Genomic DNA, 16,969 nt, shown 5'->3' with positions numbered 1-16,969 from the left:
CTTTGTATATTTTAAGGTTGTTTTGTACCGGCTTCAAAGTTGTTACCGAATTGTTGAAATTTTGCTACGCCCGTTATGGGGCAAGCATTGTGGAACCACGACCCCGATAGATTGACGGGATCTTCATGCTCTTCGGTGCCTTCTCCAAGGTGATGTAGTCGTAAAGCATTTCGAATGCTTTCTTACCAATGAGTGTGACATTTTGGTCAATGACACTAAGCGGTGGGTTTTGCAGACGGAATAATTGTGTGTCGTCATACCCCACTAAGGCCACATGCTTGCCGATCTTGAGATTTTTCTCGCGCAACGCTTCCACAGCACCTGTGGTCATCATGGTGTCACTAGCTAAAATACAGTTCACCCCCTGCTCCAACAGGTCTATTGTGCCTTCAAACCCTGCCAATTCTTGGTAACCGCCGAAGAAGATTGTTGGCGGTTCCAATCCCATTTCTTTCGAAATTTCTTTCACCAAATTGAGGCGTTCCTGCCCGGTTGAGGTGTCCTGGGGGCCGGCCAGGTATCCGATTTTTGCGTTCGGCAGCGCGGATAGCGCCATGAGTGCATCCGTGATGCCTGGGACTGCGTCGGCGGTGACTGAGGGGATGATCGAATGGGGAATAAGACGGTCAGCGGCAACAATGGGCATGCCGGAATCATGCAGTTCCAAGGTTGCGCGAGCCGATTGGATATGAGGAACCACGATGATACCGTCGACTCGTTGGCGACCCAGCATTTCTAATGCTCGGTTAAGCCGATCGGGTTTTTCGTCAGTGTGGCTCAGTAGCATCGAAAACCCGTTCTCATATGCTGCCTTGTGGATTGAGGCGGCCAGGGTAGAGAAGAAGGGGTTTTGGATATCGGGCACCAGCACGCCGATAATATTGGTGCGGGCATTCCGCAAGGCGCGTGCCTGAGCATTGGGCCGATATTTTAATTCTGCCGCCGCTTTTTCCACGACTCTCGGGTGGGGGCGGGGATGACAGGGTTGCGTGATAGCGCACGCGATACGGTACTAACAGACAGGCCAGTGAGTTCGGCTATGTCCTTCAACGTGGCACCATTGCCCCGATGTGCTCGGCGTCGACCAGGGCGATTGGCGGCGGCGCTATGGGGACCAGTTCGTCGATTCTGCTCGGTGGGGTGTGTGTTTTCTCGGCCGCGTGGCGAGATGGGGTTATCTGCCATGGGATTAGCTTCTTCCGCGTTTTATCAGTATTGGGGGTCACGCAAACGTTTGCATGACTCTTAAAACACAACCTATCGTAGGCCGCCGAAAAAGACAATAGGAATTAGCCAAAAAATATGAAAAATCTTTTTAAGTTGTCGATAGCGAATGTGTCAGAAATCAATGATTTTGACTAATTTTGCACACCATGCTTTTCGACGTCCCTATGGTTGGAAAACCACAAATAACCCCTATATCATGTCCTTTTTGCATATCGACAACCTTGATATCAGTAGTGATTCTCATAAATTATGTGGGTGCGAATTGTGCCTAGGTACTCTTGCTACTTATAAGAATTTACCTGGTACCTCGCCAATTGAAAATTTGGTCACCTCCCCCCAAATAGGTGGGATAGAACACGAAATCCCGGTCTTTATCACATGTGATAAAGACCGGAATGTTATTTGAATGTCACTTAGTAGAAGCTGACATTCCTAAATGCCGATGGGTTATAGATCATAGGCCGATGCAGGCGTTCAGAGACATTTCCCCACAGGTTACGTTCACGCTCCGGGGCAGCAGCCGAGGCGGCGTTATTCGCCATGGTGGCAAATAACGCCGTGAGGGTGGCCACCTCAACATCACTGGGATTGCCCTTGATGATCCGTAGGAATGGTTTTTGGTCGGACATTGGGAATTTCCTCACGTCGAAAAGCTAGTTAGTTATAGCGGAATATTACCGTGCTTCTTGGCCGGCATATTCACTACCTTACGATCGAGTAGTCGCAACCCCTCGATGATTTGACCACGGGTTTCTGACGGTGGGATAACCGCATCTACGAAACCGCGTTCCGCAGCCATATAGGGGTTGACCAGTGTTGTTTCGTATTCCTGCTCGTATTTCTTAGCGACGGCCACCACATCCTCGCCCCGGTCGGCGGCGGCTTTGATTTCCTTCCGGTAAATAAATCCCACGGCGCCGGCGGCACCCATCACCGCAATTTGGGCGGTAGGCCAGGCGAACACCAGGTCGGCGCCCATGTCCTTGGACCCCATCACGCAATAAGCGCCACCGTAGGACTTACGGGTAATAACAGTAATCTTGCCGACGGTGGCTTCCGAGTAAGCATACAGCAGTTTCGCCCCACGGCGAATGATGCCGTTGTATTCCTCGCTGGTGCCGGGGAGGAAGCCGGGCACATCGACAAACTCGATGATGGGAATGTTGAAGGCATCACAGGTGCGGATAAATCGTGCGGCTTTCTCTGCCGCTCGAATATCCAGACAGCCAGCAAATTCGGTGGGTTGGTTGGCCACCACGCCCACGGATCGGCCTTCGACCCGGCCAAAGCCAATGATGATATTGCCGGCGTAGCCTTCTTGGATTTCGAAGAAGTCGCCATCATCAACCACGTGGGTGATGATATCTTTCATGTCGTATGGCTGGTTGGGCGAATCAGGAATAATAGTATCAAGTTCCAGATCAGAATCGGTGATGTTTTCCTGAACCGATCCCACCATAATGTCAGCGGGCTCACGTGGCGCCTCGGCACGGTTATTTGCCGGCAGGTAGCCCACCAAATCCCGCACCCAGTCGAGCGCATCGGCATCGTCAGATGCCGTATAGTGGGAGGTGCCCGAGGTGCCCATATGTGTGTGCGCGCCACCCAATTCCTCCTGGGTAACAATTTCACCGGTCACGGTCTTAATAACATCAGGTCCGGTGATAAACATCTTTGAAGTCTTATCGACCATGATGATGAAGTCGGTCAGGGCGGGGGAATACACGTGACCGCCGGCGCAGGCGCCCATGATGAGGGAAATCTGGGGGATCACACCCGACGCCAAGGTATTGCGGTAGAAAATTTGGGCATAGAGGCCCAGCGAGACCACACCCTCTTGGATGCGGGCGCCGGCGCCTTCGTTAATACCAATGAGCGGCACGCCAGTTTTAATGGCCAAGTCCATGATCTTGACGATTTTTTCGCCGTAAACCTCACCGAGCGCCCCACCGAAAATGGCCCCGTCTTGCGAAAAGACGCACACTTTACGACCATCAATGGTGCCGTAGCCGGTAACCACACCGTCGGTAATGGGACGCTTGGCGTCCAGGCCGAAATTCTTGGATCGGTGGCGAGCCAGGGCGTCGACTTCTACAAAGGAACCATCATCGAGCAAATATTCGATGCGTTCCCGGGCGGTTTTCTTTCCTGCGTCATGGACTCGGTCTACGGATGCCTGTCCCATGGGAGTATGGGTTTCGGCAATGCGGGCCCGCAGATCAGCGAGCTTTCCGGCAGTGGTGGTTAAATCTGGTGCTGCGGCACCTGTGGTGCCTGGCTGTGAGATTGTTGCGGCTGTCATAACTTCACAGTGTAGGGGTAAGCCTCAAAAATTGTGAAGTGTTCGAAAATTTTGTGACTTATCGTCCTGAAAAACCACCAATCGGGGGTAGGCGCCTTGGGGTGATGCCGGTTGAGCAGCGATTATCCTTGTGGTGGATTGACGAACTGTGGGGGTGGGCAAATTACACCCGGTATGTTTGACGCCTTTGGGTACCCCCGGTGGGTACCCCTGTTCGCGGTTGTTTTTCGGGCGCCCCTATGCGGGTATCCCCGATGGGGCGCACCTATTGAGGTGTACCTATCGGGACGCATTCGAATGTGTTCAACCATAAGGAGGGTAATGGGGGCATATGAAAGTATGTGGGGTGTAAAAGGGGATAACGGGGGTAAGAAACGCCAAGAAAACCTACCAGCCCCATCACCATCAGCCTTGCGGATCAGTGGTTTCTGCATTCGCATGAGTCGCAGTTATTAAGGAGGCAAGGGGGTTGACAATCCCCTTGAGAAGGCATGCGATGCACCCACAATACGAAGACGATTGCGGCAGCTGGTAGGTTTTCGAGTCTCGAAATCCTATTCGATTTTGAGTTATTTATGATGGTGGCAGTGGCCAGCATTTTGCCTGTCGCGGAGCTGGCAGCCGTCCCAGATGATTATTGGGACCACCATCAATGTCGTGAAGTACTGATTTAGAGCGGAATATTGCCGTGCTTCCGGGCCGGCCGATTCACATGCTTATTCCGCAGCAGCCGCAGATTTCGGGAAATCTGGCCGCGAGTTTCCGAAGGCAGAATGACCGCGTCAATCAGCCCACGCTCAGCAGCCAAATACGGATTCAACATATGATCCTCGTATTCCTTCTCGAACAGCTTCTGCAGTTCTTGCAGCTCGGAATCATCCAGCCCCTTCTCCTTAGCGGCCTTCAAATCCCGACGGTGCAGGAACCCGACTGCGCCAGCGGCACCCATCACCGCGATCTGGGCGGTGGGCCAAGCCAGATTCACATCGGCGCCCAGGCCCTTGGAACCCATCACGCAATAAGCCCCGCCGTAGGCCTTGCGCATGGTGACGGTGATCTTCGGGACGGTAGCCTCACCATAGGCGTAGAGCAGCTTAGCCCCGCGCCGCAGAATACCGTTGTGTTCCTGGCCGGAGCCGGGCAGGAAACCTGGTACGTCAACCAGCATTACGATGGGAATGTTGAAAGAGTCGCAGGTACGGATGAACCGGGCTGCCTTTTCCGAAGCATCAATATCGAGGCAGCCAGCCAGGCAGGTGGGTTGGTTAGCAACAAACCCCACGGATTGCCCTTCGACCCGGCCGAAAGCCACCACAACGTTTTCGGCACGATCGGCCTGGATCTCCAGGTATTCGCCATCATCGGTGATGGATTCAATGACCTCGCGCACATCGTAAGGAACGGTGGGGGAGTCCGGGATGATGGAATCCAGCCGCAGATCATCCGGATTCATGTTTTCCTCTAAAGAACCCTCCTCCGGCTCGAAATCGCTAGTGGGGGCGAACTCCCGGTTATTAGACGGCAGGTAACTCACCAGGTCGACCACGAAGTCCAAGGCATCCTCATCGGAAGAAGCCGTGTAGTGGGAGTTGCCAGCCTGGCGCATATGTACGCTAGCGCCACCCAATTCCTCTTGCGAAATATCCTCGCTGGTGACGGTCTTAATCACATCCGGGCCGGTCACAAACATCTTGGAGGTCTTATCCACCATGACCACGAAGTCGGTCAAGGCGGGGGAATAAGCATTGCCGCCGGCGCATGAACCCATAATCACCGAAATCTGGGGGACCACGCCAGAAGCATTAATGTTGTGGTAGAACGTTTGGGCAATCAAATCTAAGGAAACGGCACCATCTTGGATACGGGCACCGGCCCCTTCATACAGGCCAATGAGCGGACGGCCGGTGGTAACAGCTAGCTCCATGAGCTTGCACATTTTTTCGCCATAAACCTCACCCAGGGCGCCGCCAAATACGGTGCCATCTTGGGAGAACACGCACACTTCCCGACCATCAATCGTGCCCCAACCGGTGATAATGCCATCCGTAGCAGGTCGCTTGCTGCGCATACCGAAATCATAAGTACGGTGACGGGCTAATTGGTCAATTTCCACAAAGGAATGCGGGTCAAGTAGATAATCCAGGCGATCACGCGCGGTGAGGCGACCATTGTCGCGTACCTTTTTCTGGGCTGCCCTACCAACAGGAGAAGCTGCATCAATACGACGAGCCTTAAGATCAGCAATCTTGCCAGCAGTAGTGCTGACATCCGGTAGGGAAGCAACATCAATCAAAGGTGAGGAAATAGTCATGTTTTGGGATTCTAGATGAGGATTTTTATAGTTTCTAGGGGCTAAGGCAAAAAAGTTGAGGATTTCATCATGTTTTTGATTTAAAGTCGCTGCATAGTGCCTGTTTCGGTGGCTAAAAGTAATTTAGTTCACACTTTGAATTCAGTTGCCGCATAGGTGCCCCTGTCTGTGGTGTCCGAAAAAGCCTATAATCATGACTAATCAAAAACAAAACCACACTGAAATGTGTATTTCGGTCCGGAAATCAGACAAATCACCATGAAAACCACATAGAATAGCCGCAGAAAAACTAAGGTTAACCTGAACGTCGAAAAGCCTAAGACCACGGCTAACCCGCACAAACCGGCGTCGACAAGCAAAAGCTGGGATAGATAGCACCCCGAAACATACCCCTGCCCCAAGTACACTCACCCCGCCAATGAGACGGGGGTAACGTACCATAGTCGCCATGGATAACCGCGACCCCCTCGATATCGACTACCTTCGCACCCAGCTCATCGCCAACGGACCCTACCAACGCATCGAATACTTCCCCGAAGTCAGCTCCACCAACACCGAACTCGTTGCCGCAGCTCATGACGGCGCCCCTGCCTGGACCGCCTTCCTCACCGATCACCAAACCGCCGGCCGCGGCCGCATGGGACGCAGCTTCAGCGCCCCACCCCGCTCCCAAATGCCCCTCTCCATCCTTATCCGCCCACCCCACGAATCCGTCACCCGCCTCGGCACCATGCCGCTCGCCACCGGTCTCGCACTCATCGACGCCCTCGCCACCCCCCAAATCCAACTGAAATGGCCCAACGACCTGGTCATCGACGGCCGGAAACTCTGCGGCATCCTCGCCGAAGCTGTCTCCCTCGGCGACCAACCTGCAGTCGTCATCGGACTCGGACTCAACACCTCACTCACCAAAGAGGAACTCCCCGTCCCCCACGCCACCTCACTCCACCTCGAAGGCATCCCCTACGAACGCAACGAACTCGCCGTCCGCGTCCTGAACGCCCTTCACCACCGCCTCACCCAATGGGAAACCAACGACCCTGCCCTCATGCCCGACTATCGCGCAGTCTCCGCCACCATCGGACAAAACGCTCGCGTCATCCTCCCCAATGACACCGAACTATTAGGAACTGCCGAAGGTGTTGCAGATGATGGCCGCCTCCAGGTCCGAGACCAAACAGGCACCCTGCACGAACTCACCGCCGGCGACGTCACTCACCTGCGACTTCAATAACAACCAATAACCCCGGTCGACCCCCAGGGGGATAACATTGCCCCCATAATCCACTAGGCTTTTAATTATTATGATGCCTAGCGAAGAACGACTCCGAGTCGATGTCACCAGCCCCTATATCAGCATGCTATTCCCCGCGCTGGAACTCATCATTATTACCGGCATCACCTGGATCATCATTGGATACATGGACTCCGACAAAGCGGCATGGTTCCTAGACACCAACATACGTAACCTTATGGTGGGAATCTGGGCGGCACTATCCCTTTGGCGGTTTGTCCTTCCCACCATTCGGCTACGCAACCGACGCATCATGGTCAACGATGAACGCATCATCATCCATAGCGCCACCCTCCGACCCACTACCCACACCATTCCGCTGAAATTTATCCGTGCGGTCAACCGAAAACGAAACGAACTCATTTTGACGGTCATAGGCCAACCGCAGCCGGTGGTGCTTCGAGATGTTGCATACAGCCGACGAGTGCAAGAAGAAATGTTGGCGGCAATGGACCGCACCCCGGCGCGCCAAGAACAGGCCAGCTACTTTTAAGCCTGTTTGCTCCATAAACGGCTCGGGGCCCGCTAACGCTTATAACGCTTGTGCCCGCGCGGCAGGCCGAATGTGGGCGCCCATGCCGTCACACCGTAGACCCAGTGCCCCCAACAACGCACCCGCTGCAACACACCAAACTCAGTCGGGGGCACCGTGATCGCAATATGCGCAACACATGCGTTGACCAGGTGACCTGGGGGAAACATGGGAAAGGCGGGTGGACTAGTGCGACCCACCCTGATGTTGGCCAATTCCTGCCATGATTCCTAAAGTGGTAAGGCGTGACTGATAACACCCACCCCACCTGTAATAATCCCGCCCAAAACGATGTCGCAGCCCAGGAAGCCGCCGCAGCTCATAACGATGTGTCAGGAAACCCAGCCGCACATACCCCCGGCATGCCCATCGTTGCGGTCATCGGTGATGGCCAATTGGCTCGCATGATGCACACCGCAGCCATCGAGTTGGGCATATCGTTACGGCTTCTCGCCGGCACACGGGATGCTTCCGCTGCGCAAGTCACTTCCGATGTTTTCCTTGGCGACTACACCAACCTTGATGATTTACGGCGCACGGTCACCGGCGCCGATGTCATGACCTTCGACCACGAGCATGTTCCCACCGAACATCTCACCACCTTGATTGCCGAAGGTGTGAACGTGCAACCGCAGCCCACAGCCTTGGTGAATGCGCAGGACAAATTGGTTATGCGGCAACATTTGGCGGCCTTGGGAGCACCGGTACCTCGATTTGTGGCAATCGAAAGCGTGGCTGATATTGAGGCTTTTTGGCGGCAGGTTGATGGCGAGGTGTGTTTGAAGGCGCGCCGGGGTGGCTATGACGGTCATGGGGTGTGGTTTCCAAAGTCCGAGGGGGAATGCGTGGAATTGGTGACCAGGCTGCTCGATGCGGGGATGTTGCTCATGGCCGAACAGAAGGTTCGGTTGGTGCGGGAATTGTCTGCCATGGTGGCGCGGACTCCGAGCGGGGCGACTCAGCCGTGGCCGGTGGTGGAGTCAGTGCAGGTGGATGGGATTTGTAAGGAGGCGATTGCTCCCGCCCCGGGTTGAGTGCGGAGTTGCAGCAGGAGGCTCAGGCGTTGGCGGTGTTGGTTGCTACGGAGCTGAATGTGACGGGGGTGTTGGCTGTTGAATTATTTGAAACCATTGATGTGGCTGGTCGCCCGGTGATTTTGGTGAATGAGTTGGCCATGCGGCCGCATAACACTGGCCATTGGACTCAGGATGGGTGCGTGACCGACCAGTTTGAGCAGCATATTCGGGCGGTGTTGGATTGGCAGCTGGGGGATGTGGGGTTGATGGCCCCGGTGACGGTGATGGCGAACACGTTGGGGGCACCGGAGGATCCGGCGATGCCGATGCCGGAGCGGATGCGTGAGGTGTGGCGTAGGTTCCCGCAGGCGAAAATTCATTTGTATGGCAAGACGTACCGGGCGGGTCGTAAGTTGGGGCATGTGAATATGTCTGGTGCGGATGCGGCCCAGGTGCGGGCGGATGCGCGGGCGGCGGCGCATTTTATTAGCCATGCGGTGTGGCCGGAATAGGTTTTTGTGGTTGCGGGTTCAGGTCATGGCGCGGTAGCTGTGACCTGGCCCTGTTAGGGGATATGGGGGTAGTGGGGGTAGTTGCTCTGTGAATTGCGGATTGATGATTTCAGTTGGGTTACTCGAACTACATTTGTGGGTAATATGGGGATTATTCCAATAGAGGCTGATGGACAAGGTTGTATTGAAGGGGTTTACATGACTGCACTTGTGGGTTTGATAATGGGATCGGATTCCGATTGGGTAACAGTGGAACCGACCGTGGAGGTTTTGGCGGAGTTTGGAATTCCGTTTGAGGTGGGGGTGGTGTCAGCGCATCGTACCCCGGAGAAAATGTTGGCGTATGCGAGGGCGGCCCAGGGTAATGGGCTGAAATGCATTATCGCGTGCGCGGGTGGGGCGGCGCATTTGCCGGGAATGGTTGCTGCGGCGACGCCACTGCCGGTGATTGGTATTCCGCGCGCATTGGACACGCTGGATGGTATGGATTCCTTGTTGTCGATTGTGCAAATGCCGGCCGGGGTTCCGGTGGCCACGGTGTCGATTGGTGGCGCGAAGAATGCCGGCTTGTTGGCGGTGCGGATTTTGGGTGCTGGTGATCCGGCCTTGCTGGATCAGATGGCGCAGTACCAGGAGAAGATGCGGTTAGAGGTGGAGGAGAAAGACCGCCGGTTGCGGCGGTTGCTGTTAGGGGAGTAGCTGTGAGCTTGTCGACGTCCGTTGCTGCGTTGTTGGACGCCTATATGTCCGAGGTGTTCCTGGCCACCCACGCACCTGGCATGCAGGTGGTTGTGGTGGACAAAGATTCGGTGCGTTATGCCCGGGCTTTCGGGGATGCGGTGTCAACAAATCAGGTGACGGGCATTGGGTCGCTCACGAAGTCGATGACGGCGTTGGCGATCCAGCAGCTGGGGGTAGATCGGCAGGCGCCGGTTACCCAGTATCTTGCGAATCTTCATGTGCCGGATTGGGTGACGATTGACCGATTATTAACACACACCAGTGGGATTGCTACCCAGGCAACGCTTGATAATATTATTGTCAACGCCCCGGGTGCGTTCGAATACGCTAACCTTAATTATCATCTTTTGGGGCTGGTAGTCCAGGCGGTATCGGGGGAAAACTACGACTACTATATGCGTAAGCATGTGTTCGAACCCCTGGGGATGTGGAATACCACCGCGGATCTGGGCAGGGTCACTGATCTTCTGACCGGCCACACCGTGTTTTTCGGGAAACCGGTTCCGTGGCGGATGGAACGGTTCTTCCCTAATAGGATGAATAACGAAGCCCGGTGGGGGAATCTATCCGCGGGTTTTGTGCTTTCTACCGTCCATGACATGGGGATTTATCTTCAGCACTATCTGAATAATGGTGTCCCGGAGGTGCCGGATGGCGGCTACCGGGATGGGTGGTTCCGGGATGGCGATCGAATATTTCACGCCGGCTCCTTGGAGGGTTATTCTTCCTTCATGATGCTGCTTCCCGAGCTGGGGGTCGGCGTTGTGGTTTTGACGAATATGCAGGATTATGTGGGAAATACCATGTCTGGGCTGCGGATAGAAGCGGGGATTACTAATATTCTTGCCGGCCGGCAACCTTCGCCTGTTGATCGGGGGCTTTATTTGCGACGCCACGGACTATTGTCGGCCCTGTACCTGACCATTATGGCGTTGCCGTTGGTGCGCTGCCGCCATAAAACAATATGGAATGTGGTGTTACCCACCGCGCTTTTGTCGGTGCCTCGTATTGTGAAGGCCCGGTGGGCCACAGTGTGGGGTTTTGCTCCGAATCTGTTGGTGAGCCTGGTTGCGTCTGCCACGTTGTTGTATGCCGGCTGGTTTACCAAGAAGACGAAGACCCGATAGGGTCCTTGTGCTCCTTGGGCGGCCCCATGCCTCTACGAAAGCTCCACTTCGCCACCGACACTTGCCGCATTGGTGGGAGCCGCGGCCAAAGTGGAGCTTTGGGGTTTGTTGCTGTGGGACAGGCGTAAAGCCCCAATTATGTCGTGGTGGGCATTCCCAGCCTGGTGAGGACATTTTCCGCAGAGATGAGGCACATGGGAACCCCCACACCCGGTACCGTCGTGCCACCCACATACAGTAGCCCCTTGACCCGGCGGGAAATATTCGTGCCGCGGAAAAAAGCCGATTGGCCCAGCGTATGGGCTGGCCCTAACGCCCCACCCAGCCACGAATGGTAGCGCTCCTCGAAATCCTGTGGGCCAATGGTGCGTCGAAGAATGACCCGGTCCACCAGATCCGGTATGTTCGCCCATTCACCAATTTGCCGCACCGCCGCCGAGGCGATTGTTCGCACAATTGGTGATTCTTCCTGCCGGTAGGCATTGCCGTGGCCAATGCTGGTGTTTGGTGCCACCGGTATGAGCACAAAGAGGTTTTCGCACCCTTTGGGCGCAACCGTTTGATCCGATGCCGAAGGCTTTGAAACGTAGATTGACTTGGATGCCCGCAGGCTTCCTGGGTTATCGAACACCGCAGCGAAGTCCGCATCCCAATCACGGCTCATCAATAGGTTATGGTGGGCGAGCGTTGGGAGCTTACCATCCACCCCCAAGAGCACTAATACCGCAGAGATGCCTGGATCCCGCTGGGCAAAATACGACTGGTTGTAGCTGCGGAATTTTGGTGGTAATAGCTTCATTTCCGTGTGCTGAATGTCGGCGTTGGAAATCACCACATTGGCGAGTTGGCCACTGGGGATCCCCTGCCGGTTGACCATTTTCACCCCCTGCACACCCTCGTCATCAACATAAATCTCCGTCACTTCTTGCCCCAGACGGAACTGTACCCCTTCTGCTACCGCCAATCGGTAAAGGGCTGCCACAACCTCCTGAAACCCACCCAGGGGGTACTGAACCCCCAGGGTGAGGTCTGTATGGCTCATAAGATGGTAGAGCGCCGGAATGCGTTTCGGCTGCGATGATAAAAACACCGCCGGGTATTGCAGGATTTTTCGCAGTCGATGATCCTGAAACTGGCGGTTCACAAACCTGCGCAATGACATCCCTAATAGTGGTAGTCTCGACAGCATTTTTCGGGACAATAATGATCGGGGTGATGTGAAGTTGGTGTACAGATATTGCTGCAGTGCCAATTGGTACATTTCGGCAGAGCTGCGCAAATAGTCCCGAATCTGCGTGCCCGCACCCGGCTCCACCGATTCGAATAATTGTTCAAGTTCGGTGGCGCCGTGGGGGATATCCATGGGGGCTTCGCCTTCGAAAAACATTCGATAGCCGGGGTCTAAAGTAACGAGGTTTAATTCAGCTTCCGTCGATGTACCCATTAACGCGAAGAACCGGTCGAAAGCCTCCGGCATGAGATACCAGGATGGCCCCACATCCCACCGAAAACCATCCAGCGCCAGGCTACCGGCCCGACCGCCTACCTCATCATTTTTCTCAATCACGGTGACCTGCACGCCTTGCCGAGCCAGCAATCCGGCGGTGGCCAAACCACCAATCCCGGCACCAATGATAACGGCAGAATTGGGTGGCATCCTTAACTCCTTTGCGTGATCTTCGATATGCCCGGGATCCGCGCCATTGTCGACAGGGCGGAGCCGCCACAGACCTGGGCGATGATTCGGGCCCGGGTGGTGGGAGATAACCGCACCCTGGTGTTGCGGATCGTGCGGGTATCGGTGTGGTCGAGTTGGTTGGTGAGCTTCGTAAAAAACTGGGTTGCTAATTGCACACCTGTGCGAGAACTCGGTGGCAGCAAGCCAATGGCGGTTTCCGCCGTCGCCAAGTCGGTGCGAATATCAGCGATGAGGGCTTTTTTGGTTGCTTCGGTCAGTTCCAGGGTGAAGTATTGTCGCCCCAACGTTGCATGATCTTCGGCATAGTCGCGGAGAAAATTGATTTTTTGAAAGGCCGCCCCTAGGGCCTGTGCTCCGGTTGCCATGCGGGCCCGGCGCCAGGTCTCGACCTTGCGGCCTGCCAGGAACACCGATACGCAGAGCAGGCCAATCACCTCCGCGGAACCATAGATGTAGCTTTTGTAGCTTGCGGCATTATGCATAGATTTTTGCAGGTCGGTGCGCATTGATGCGAAGAATGCTCGAATATGTTCGGGGTCGAACTTGCATCGTCGGGCGGTGATGGCATATGCATGCAGGATGGGGTCTGGGTGGAAGCGCCGTAGCGGGGCGGCGAGAACCTGCCGTTCGTACTCCTCAAGCAGCGCGGTGGTGGCGGGTATGTCGAACCCGGCTGCCTTGGTGGTGCCGTCGACGATTTCGTCTGCGATACGAACCATGGCGTACAGGTTGCGAATGTCAGTGCGCTGTTGTTTCCCTAGCATTCGGGTGGCGAGCCCAAAACTGGTGGAATAGCTGGAAATGACCTGTCTGGCTGCTCGAAAAGCCATTCGATCATAGCGGCGGAGATATAAATCAGCGTCGGGGTCGAGAGTGGAGGAATGCATAATGTACCGAGAAAGGAGTGATGAACAGTCTTAGTGTACTCGTTTAGAGTAGGGGAATGGCCATTATTGTTTTGGGATCCCATACTTACGAGGGCAGACCTGGGGCGGTTCTCGCAAGCCGCCTGCGGAAAGCCCATGATATTGCTGCTCGATATCCCACGGAAACCATTGTGGTTTCCGGTCAAGACGAAGCCCCGGTGATGGCGACGTGGTTGATTGATAATGGTATCGACCCGGCACGTATCCTCATTGAGCCGACCGCCACAAGCACGAACGAAAATTTAGAGCGGTCCTTAGCGCTTTTGCGTAGTTCCGGCCATCCCGACCCAAGCAGGGGGCAACCATTTATGGTTGTCACGAGTGACTTTCATAAATTCCGCACCCTGGTGTGGGCTTGGCATTTAGGAATCCCAATTACGGTGCTGACGGCGGTAACGTTGCCGCCGCACCGCCAGCTGGATTTTGCCCGGGAATTGACGGCGTTTCCACACTCCCTGGCTCGGGTGTTGTGGCGTCGGCTGGTGGCGTGGTGGCGGCAGCAGTAAAAAATTTAGCCCGTCGGATTCGCCACAACACCAGCAGCAGTGTTACGCATAAAAATAAAATTATGGCTGGCGTCACCGCTGGTTCGGGCCGAAAAATATTAGCGACCGCATTGAGGAAAAACATCAAGGTAAAAAACCCGACTATGCCTATGAGCGTGTCGAATACCATGAGCTCCCTGGGGGCGGAGCCGGGGTTTCTGCTGGGTTTTTGGGGTGTTCGCTGCGGCATATTCCATATTGTATAGACTGGGGAACAGGCACTGTAATTCATGGAATACAGAAATAATCGCAGTAATTTTAGGAGTAGCCATGACAATTACCCAACGAGTTACCTTCGGCGCTGCCGCGCTTATTCTTACCATCCCACTGATGACCGCCTGCGGTAATAATGCTAAGGATGCCACTAGTTCCGCGCCCGCGCGAGCCAGCCAACCGGTGTCACCATTGACTACTGCCGAGAAAACCGAGGCCATGGCCGAAGCTACCTCCCAGACTCCTACCTCCGATCAGCCGCCCGCCGATACTACCGACCCGGTCATTATGGCCCTGGAAGCCTTCGCTAAAGATCATGCCGGGGCGGTCATTGTGGATGTGGACAGGGAAGACCATGCGGATGTTGTAGAGGTCAAGGTGGTTGACAACGATAAGGTGCAAAAATTCCAGGTAACACCGGACGGCATGGCCACCGAGGTTCCCACCGACGACGCTAACGATGATGACGTTGCCAAAGCTAAGGCCGCTAAGGTTACCGCCTTAGATGCGGCCAAGCAGGCGCGTGCAAAGCAACAGAACGGGGCCATTGATAGCATCGACATTGAGGACGACTCCAACCCGGTGAGCTGGAAAGTCGAGTTTGACGACCCCAATGGGGTTACGGTTGCCCAGGAACTCATCCCTGCCCAATAACACCAGTATTAGGCCTTCACACCACCGGCGGTGAGCCCGGACACAATGCGTCGTTGGAATGCCAACACCATGATGATGAGCGGGACGGTAACCAGTGCACCGGCCGCCATGACCGAGGCGTATGGGTATTCAAAATGGCTTTCCCCAGAAAACCTGGCAATTGCCACGGTGACCGGTTCGGTGGCCTCCGTGGATAGCTGTTTGGCCAGCATGAATTCATTCCAGGTGGCGATGAAACACAGAATGGCCGTCGTAAAGAGCGCAGGTGCCGCAAGCGGTAGTAAGACAGTTCGAAACGCGGTGCCTCGTGATGCACCATCTACCCGGGCAGCTTCCTCTAATTCCCACGGCAATTGGCGGAAAAATGACGTTAACGTGTAGATCGTCAGCGGTAGCGCGAACGAAATATTTGGAATAATCAAGGCCCGATACTGGCCGATCCAATTCAAATCACCAAATAATTGAAACAGCGGTGTGACCAACGCAATACCGGGAAACATGCTTGCGCCCAGCACAATCCCCGTCACAAACCCCTTGCCGCGAAACTCCATGCGGGCCAGCGCATAGGCGGTAAACACCCCCACGGTCACTGCGATCACAGTGGTCAGCAGGCCGATGAGCAGCGAATTTCCAATAGCGTTCACGAAATCATTGCCCTTTGCCGTGGATAATGCTTCCCGGAAATTCTGCAACGTCACATACGTTGGCCACGGCGTCGTATCAAAGGTGTGGCGTTTATCACGCAGCGCCGTAATGACCATCCAATAAAACGGTGCCAACCCCCACACCAAAATTAGAACCACGCCCAAATAATTATTGACCTTACGCACGACCTGCTCCAATCATCACCAATGGTTGTTGGGTAGCACCCGGCCCAACAGGATCAAATTCGACATCCTGTTCGACGCGCTTTGCCCGCCGTAACTCCCGTTTTTCCTTATTTCCGGATACATCTGCCCCCAGGAATCGGATCATGATGAATGCCACAAAGAAAATCAGCAAAAACACCATCGTGGACAGCGCTGACGCCGAATTAAAGTTATTCTGCCGCATATCCGTCACCACCAGTTGGGAGATCGTGGCCGTGGGAGAGTTCGCCGACGATGAAATCAAAATAACCGGCAGGTCATACATCCTGAGCGCATCCAAGGTGCGGAATAGCACCGCCACCATCAGCGCCGGCTTCACCAACGGCAGCGTGATCTTCCAAAACTGCTGCCACGCATTTGCCCCGTCCACCTTGGCCGCCTCATACACGTCCCGGGGAATCATTTGCAGCCCCGCTAAAATCAGCAATGCCATAAACGGGGTAGTCTTCCACACATCCGCAATGATCACCGCCAACCGGGCCGCCCACGGATCCGTCGTCCACGCCACCGGCTTGCCCAGCAGGGAGTTCACAATGCCCCGGTCGGCAAAGATAAACTGCCACAGTTTTGCAGTCACCGCGGTCGGAATTGCCCACGGCACCAACACCGCCGCCCGCACAATTCCCCGGCCGGCAAACTCCCGATGCATCACCAACGCCATCAACATGCCCAGCACAATCTCCAGCGCCACCGTTACCACCGCAAAGAACAGTGTGACCTTCACCGACGGCCAAAAATCCGACGCCAACACTCCCGGCGGGCACGTTGCTGTCCCACAACGTTGCGATAACCAGTACACATAGTGGTCAAAACCGGCAAACCCACCCTGCACAAACACCCCGGTTACTGGGTCTAAATGCTTATCCGATTGGAACGATAAATAAACAGCCCGCACAATCGGATACCCAATAACCACTGCCAACACCGTGATCGCCGGCGCAATAAGTAACACCGCCGCCCGAGTAGAACCCTGCTTCATGAGCACATAATCCTCCACTAAC

Annotated in this window: 15 protein-coding genes and 1 pseudogene; 7 read left to right on the top strand and 9 right to left on the bottom strand. The window is 55.1% G+C overall.

What is annotated here, in order from left to right; genetic code table 11:
• Positions 1–73: 73 nt before the first annotated feature.
• From HBA49_RS09225 to HBA49_RS09205, 5 genes are all read right to left on the bottom strand, one after another.
• Positions 74–955: a substrate-binding domain-containing protein gene (locus HBA49_RS09225; RefSeq protein WP_005523981.1), complete on the bottom strand. Its 882-nt coding sequence runs from the start codon at positions 953–955 to the stop codon at positions 74–76.
• Positions 931–1,185, bottom strand: coding sequence for a LacI family DNA-binding transcriptional regulator (locus HBA49_RS09220; protein WP_081455663.1), 255 nt, complete (start codon positions 1,183–1,185; stop codon positions 931–933). The genes HBA49_RS09225 and HBA49_RS09220 overlap by 25 nt, the downstream gene beginning before the upstream one ends.
• Before the next feature lie 455 nt (positions 1,186–1,640).
• Positions 1,641–1,856, bottom strand: a complete 216-nt coding sequence (locus tag HBA49_RS09215; protein WP_005519994.1) for an acyl-CoA carboxylase subunit epsilon — start codon at positions 1,854–1,856, stop codon at positions 1,641–1,643.
• Positions 1,857–1,888: 32 nt separating this feature from the next.
• On the bottom strand, positions 1,889–3,529 hold the full coding sequence (locus HBA49_RS09210; protein ID WP_005524451.1) for an acyl-CoA carboxylase subunit beta: 1,641 nt from the start codon (positions 3,527–3,529) through the stop codon (positions 1,889–1,891).
• A gap of 670 nt (positions 3,530–4,199) precedes the next feature.
• Entirely contained in the window at positions 4,200–5,840 is a 1,641-nt protein-coding gene (locus HBA49_RS09205) for an acyl-CoA carboxylase subunit beta (protein ID WP_005520003.1), read from the bottom strand.
• Between the two features lie 448 nt (positions 5,841–6,288).
• On the opposite strand from HBA49_RS09205, the gene HBA49_RS09200 reads away from it, so the two are divergent.
• From HBA49_RS09200 to HBA49_RS09180, 5 genes and pseudogenes are all read left to right on the top strand, one after another.
• Positions 6,289–7,074, top strand: coding sequence for a biotin--[acetyl-CoA-carboxylase] ligase (locus tag HBA49_RS09200; RefSeq protein WP_005524666.1), 786 nt, complete (start codon positions 6,289–6,291; stop codon positions 7,072–7,074).
• 70 nt (positions 7,075–7,144) lie between these two features.
• On the top strand, positions 7,145–7,627 hold the full coding sequence (locus HBA49_RS09195; protein WP_005524057.1) for a YdbT family protein: 483 nt from the start codon (positions 7,145–7,147) through the stop codon (positions 7,625–7,627).
• Between the two features lie 401 nt (positions 7,628–8,028).
• Positions 8,029–9,194, top strand: a pseudogene (locus HBA49_RS09190) (5-(carboxyamino)imidazole ribonucleotide synthase).
• A gap of 198 nt (positions 9,195–9,392) precedes the next feature.
• Positions 9,393–9,893 (top strand): 5-(carboxyamino)imidazole ribonucleotide mutase, encoded by a 501-nt coding sequence (gene purE / locus HBA49_RS09185; protein ID WP_034994880.1) that lies wholly within the window; start codon positions 9,393–9,395, stop codon positions 9,891–9,893.
• A gap of 2 nt (positions 9,894–9,895) precedes the next feature.
• Positions 9,896–11,062, top strand: coding sequence for a serine hydrolase domain-containing protein (locus tag HBA49_RS09180; RefSeq protein ID WP_005523988.1), 1,167 nt, complete (start codon positions 9,896–9,898; stop codon positions 11,060–11,062).
• 136 nt (positions 11,063–11,198) lie between these two features.
• Here the strand turns inward: HBA49_RS09180 and crtI are convergent, their stop codons facing one another.
• Complete coding sequence (gene crtI, locus HBA49_RS09175) at positions 11,199–12,719, bottom strand: phytoene desaturase family protein (protein ID WP_005524426.1); 1,521 nt, start codon at positions 12,717–12,719, stop codon at positions 11,199–11,201.
• Between the two features lie 2 nt (positions 12,720–12,721).
• Positions 12,722–13,648 (bottom strand): phytoene/squalene synthase family protein, encoded by a 927-nt coding sequence (locus HBA49_RS09170; protein ID WP_005524650.1) that lies wholly within the window; start codon positions 13,646–13,648, stop codon positions 12,722–12,724.
• 56 nt (positions 13,649–13,704) lie between these two features.
• Between HBA49_RS09170 and HBA49_RS09165 the strand changes: the two genes are divergently transcribed.
• Both HBA49_RS09165 and HBA49_RS09160 read left to right on the top strand, forming a co-directional pair.
• Positions 13,705–14,193 (top strand): YdcF family protein, encoded by a 489-nt coding sequence (locus HBA49_RS09165; protein ID WP_005524600.1) that lies wholly within the window; start codon positions 13,705–13,707, stop codon positions 14,191–14,193.
• Positions 14,194–14,502: 309 nt separating this feature from the next.
• On the top strand, positions 14,503–15,099 hold the full coding sequence (locus HBA49_RS09160; protein ID WP_005524687.1) for a hypothetical protein: 597 nt from the start codon (positions 14,503–14,505) through the stop codon (positions 15,097–15,099).
• Positions 15,100–15,107: 8 nt separating this feature from the next.
• Here the strand turns inward: HBA49_RS09160 and HBA49_RS09155 are convergent, their stop codons facing one another.
• Complete coding sequence (locus tag HBA49_RS09155) at positions 15,108–15,929, bottom strand: carbohydrate ABC transporter permease (RefSeq protein ID WP_005524241.1); 822 nt, start codon at positions 15,927–15,929, stop codon at positions 15,108–15,110.
• Positions 15,922–16,947, bottom strand: a complete 1,026-nt coding sequence (locus HBA49_RS09150; protein WP_050773675.1) for a carbohydrate ABC transporter permease — start codon at positions 16,945–16,947, stop codon at positions 15,922–15,924. The genes HBA49_RS09155 and HBA49_RS09150 overlap by 8 nt, the downstream gene beginning before the upstream one ends.
• Positions 16,948–16,969: the final 22 nt, after the last annotated feature.

It is taken from the genome of Corynebacterium matruchotii (assembly GCF_011612265.2).
Lineage (GTDB): Bacteria > Actinomycetota > Actinomycetes > Mycobacteriales > Mycobacteriaceae > Corynebacterium > Corynebacterium matruchotii.
Note: the sequence above shows the minus strand (reverse complement) of the source record. Positions and strands in the feature narration are given on the sequence as shown.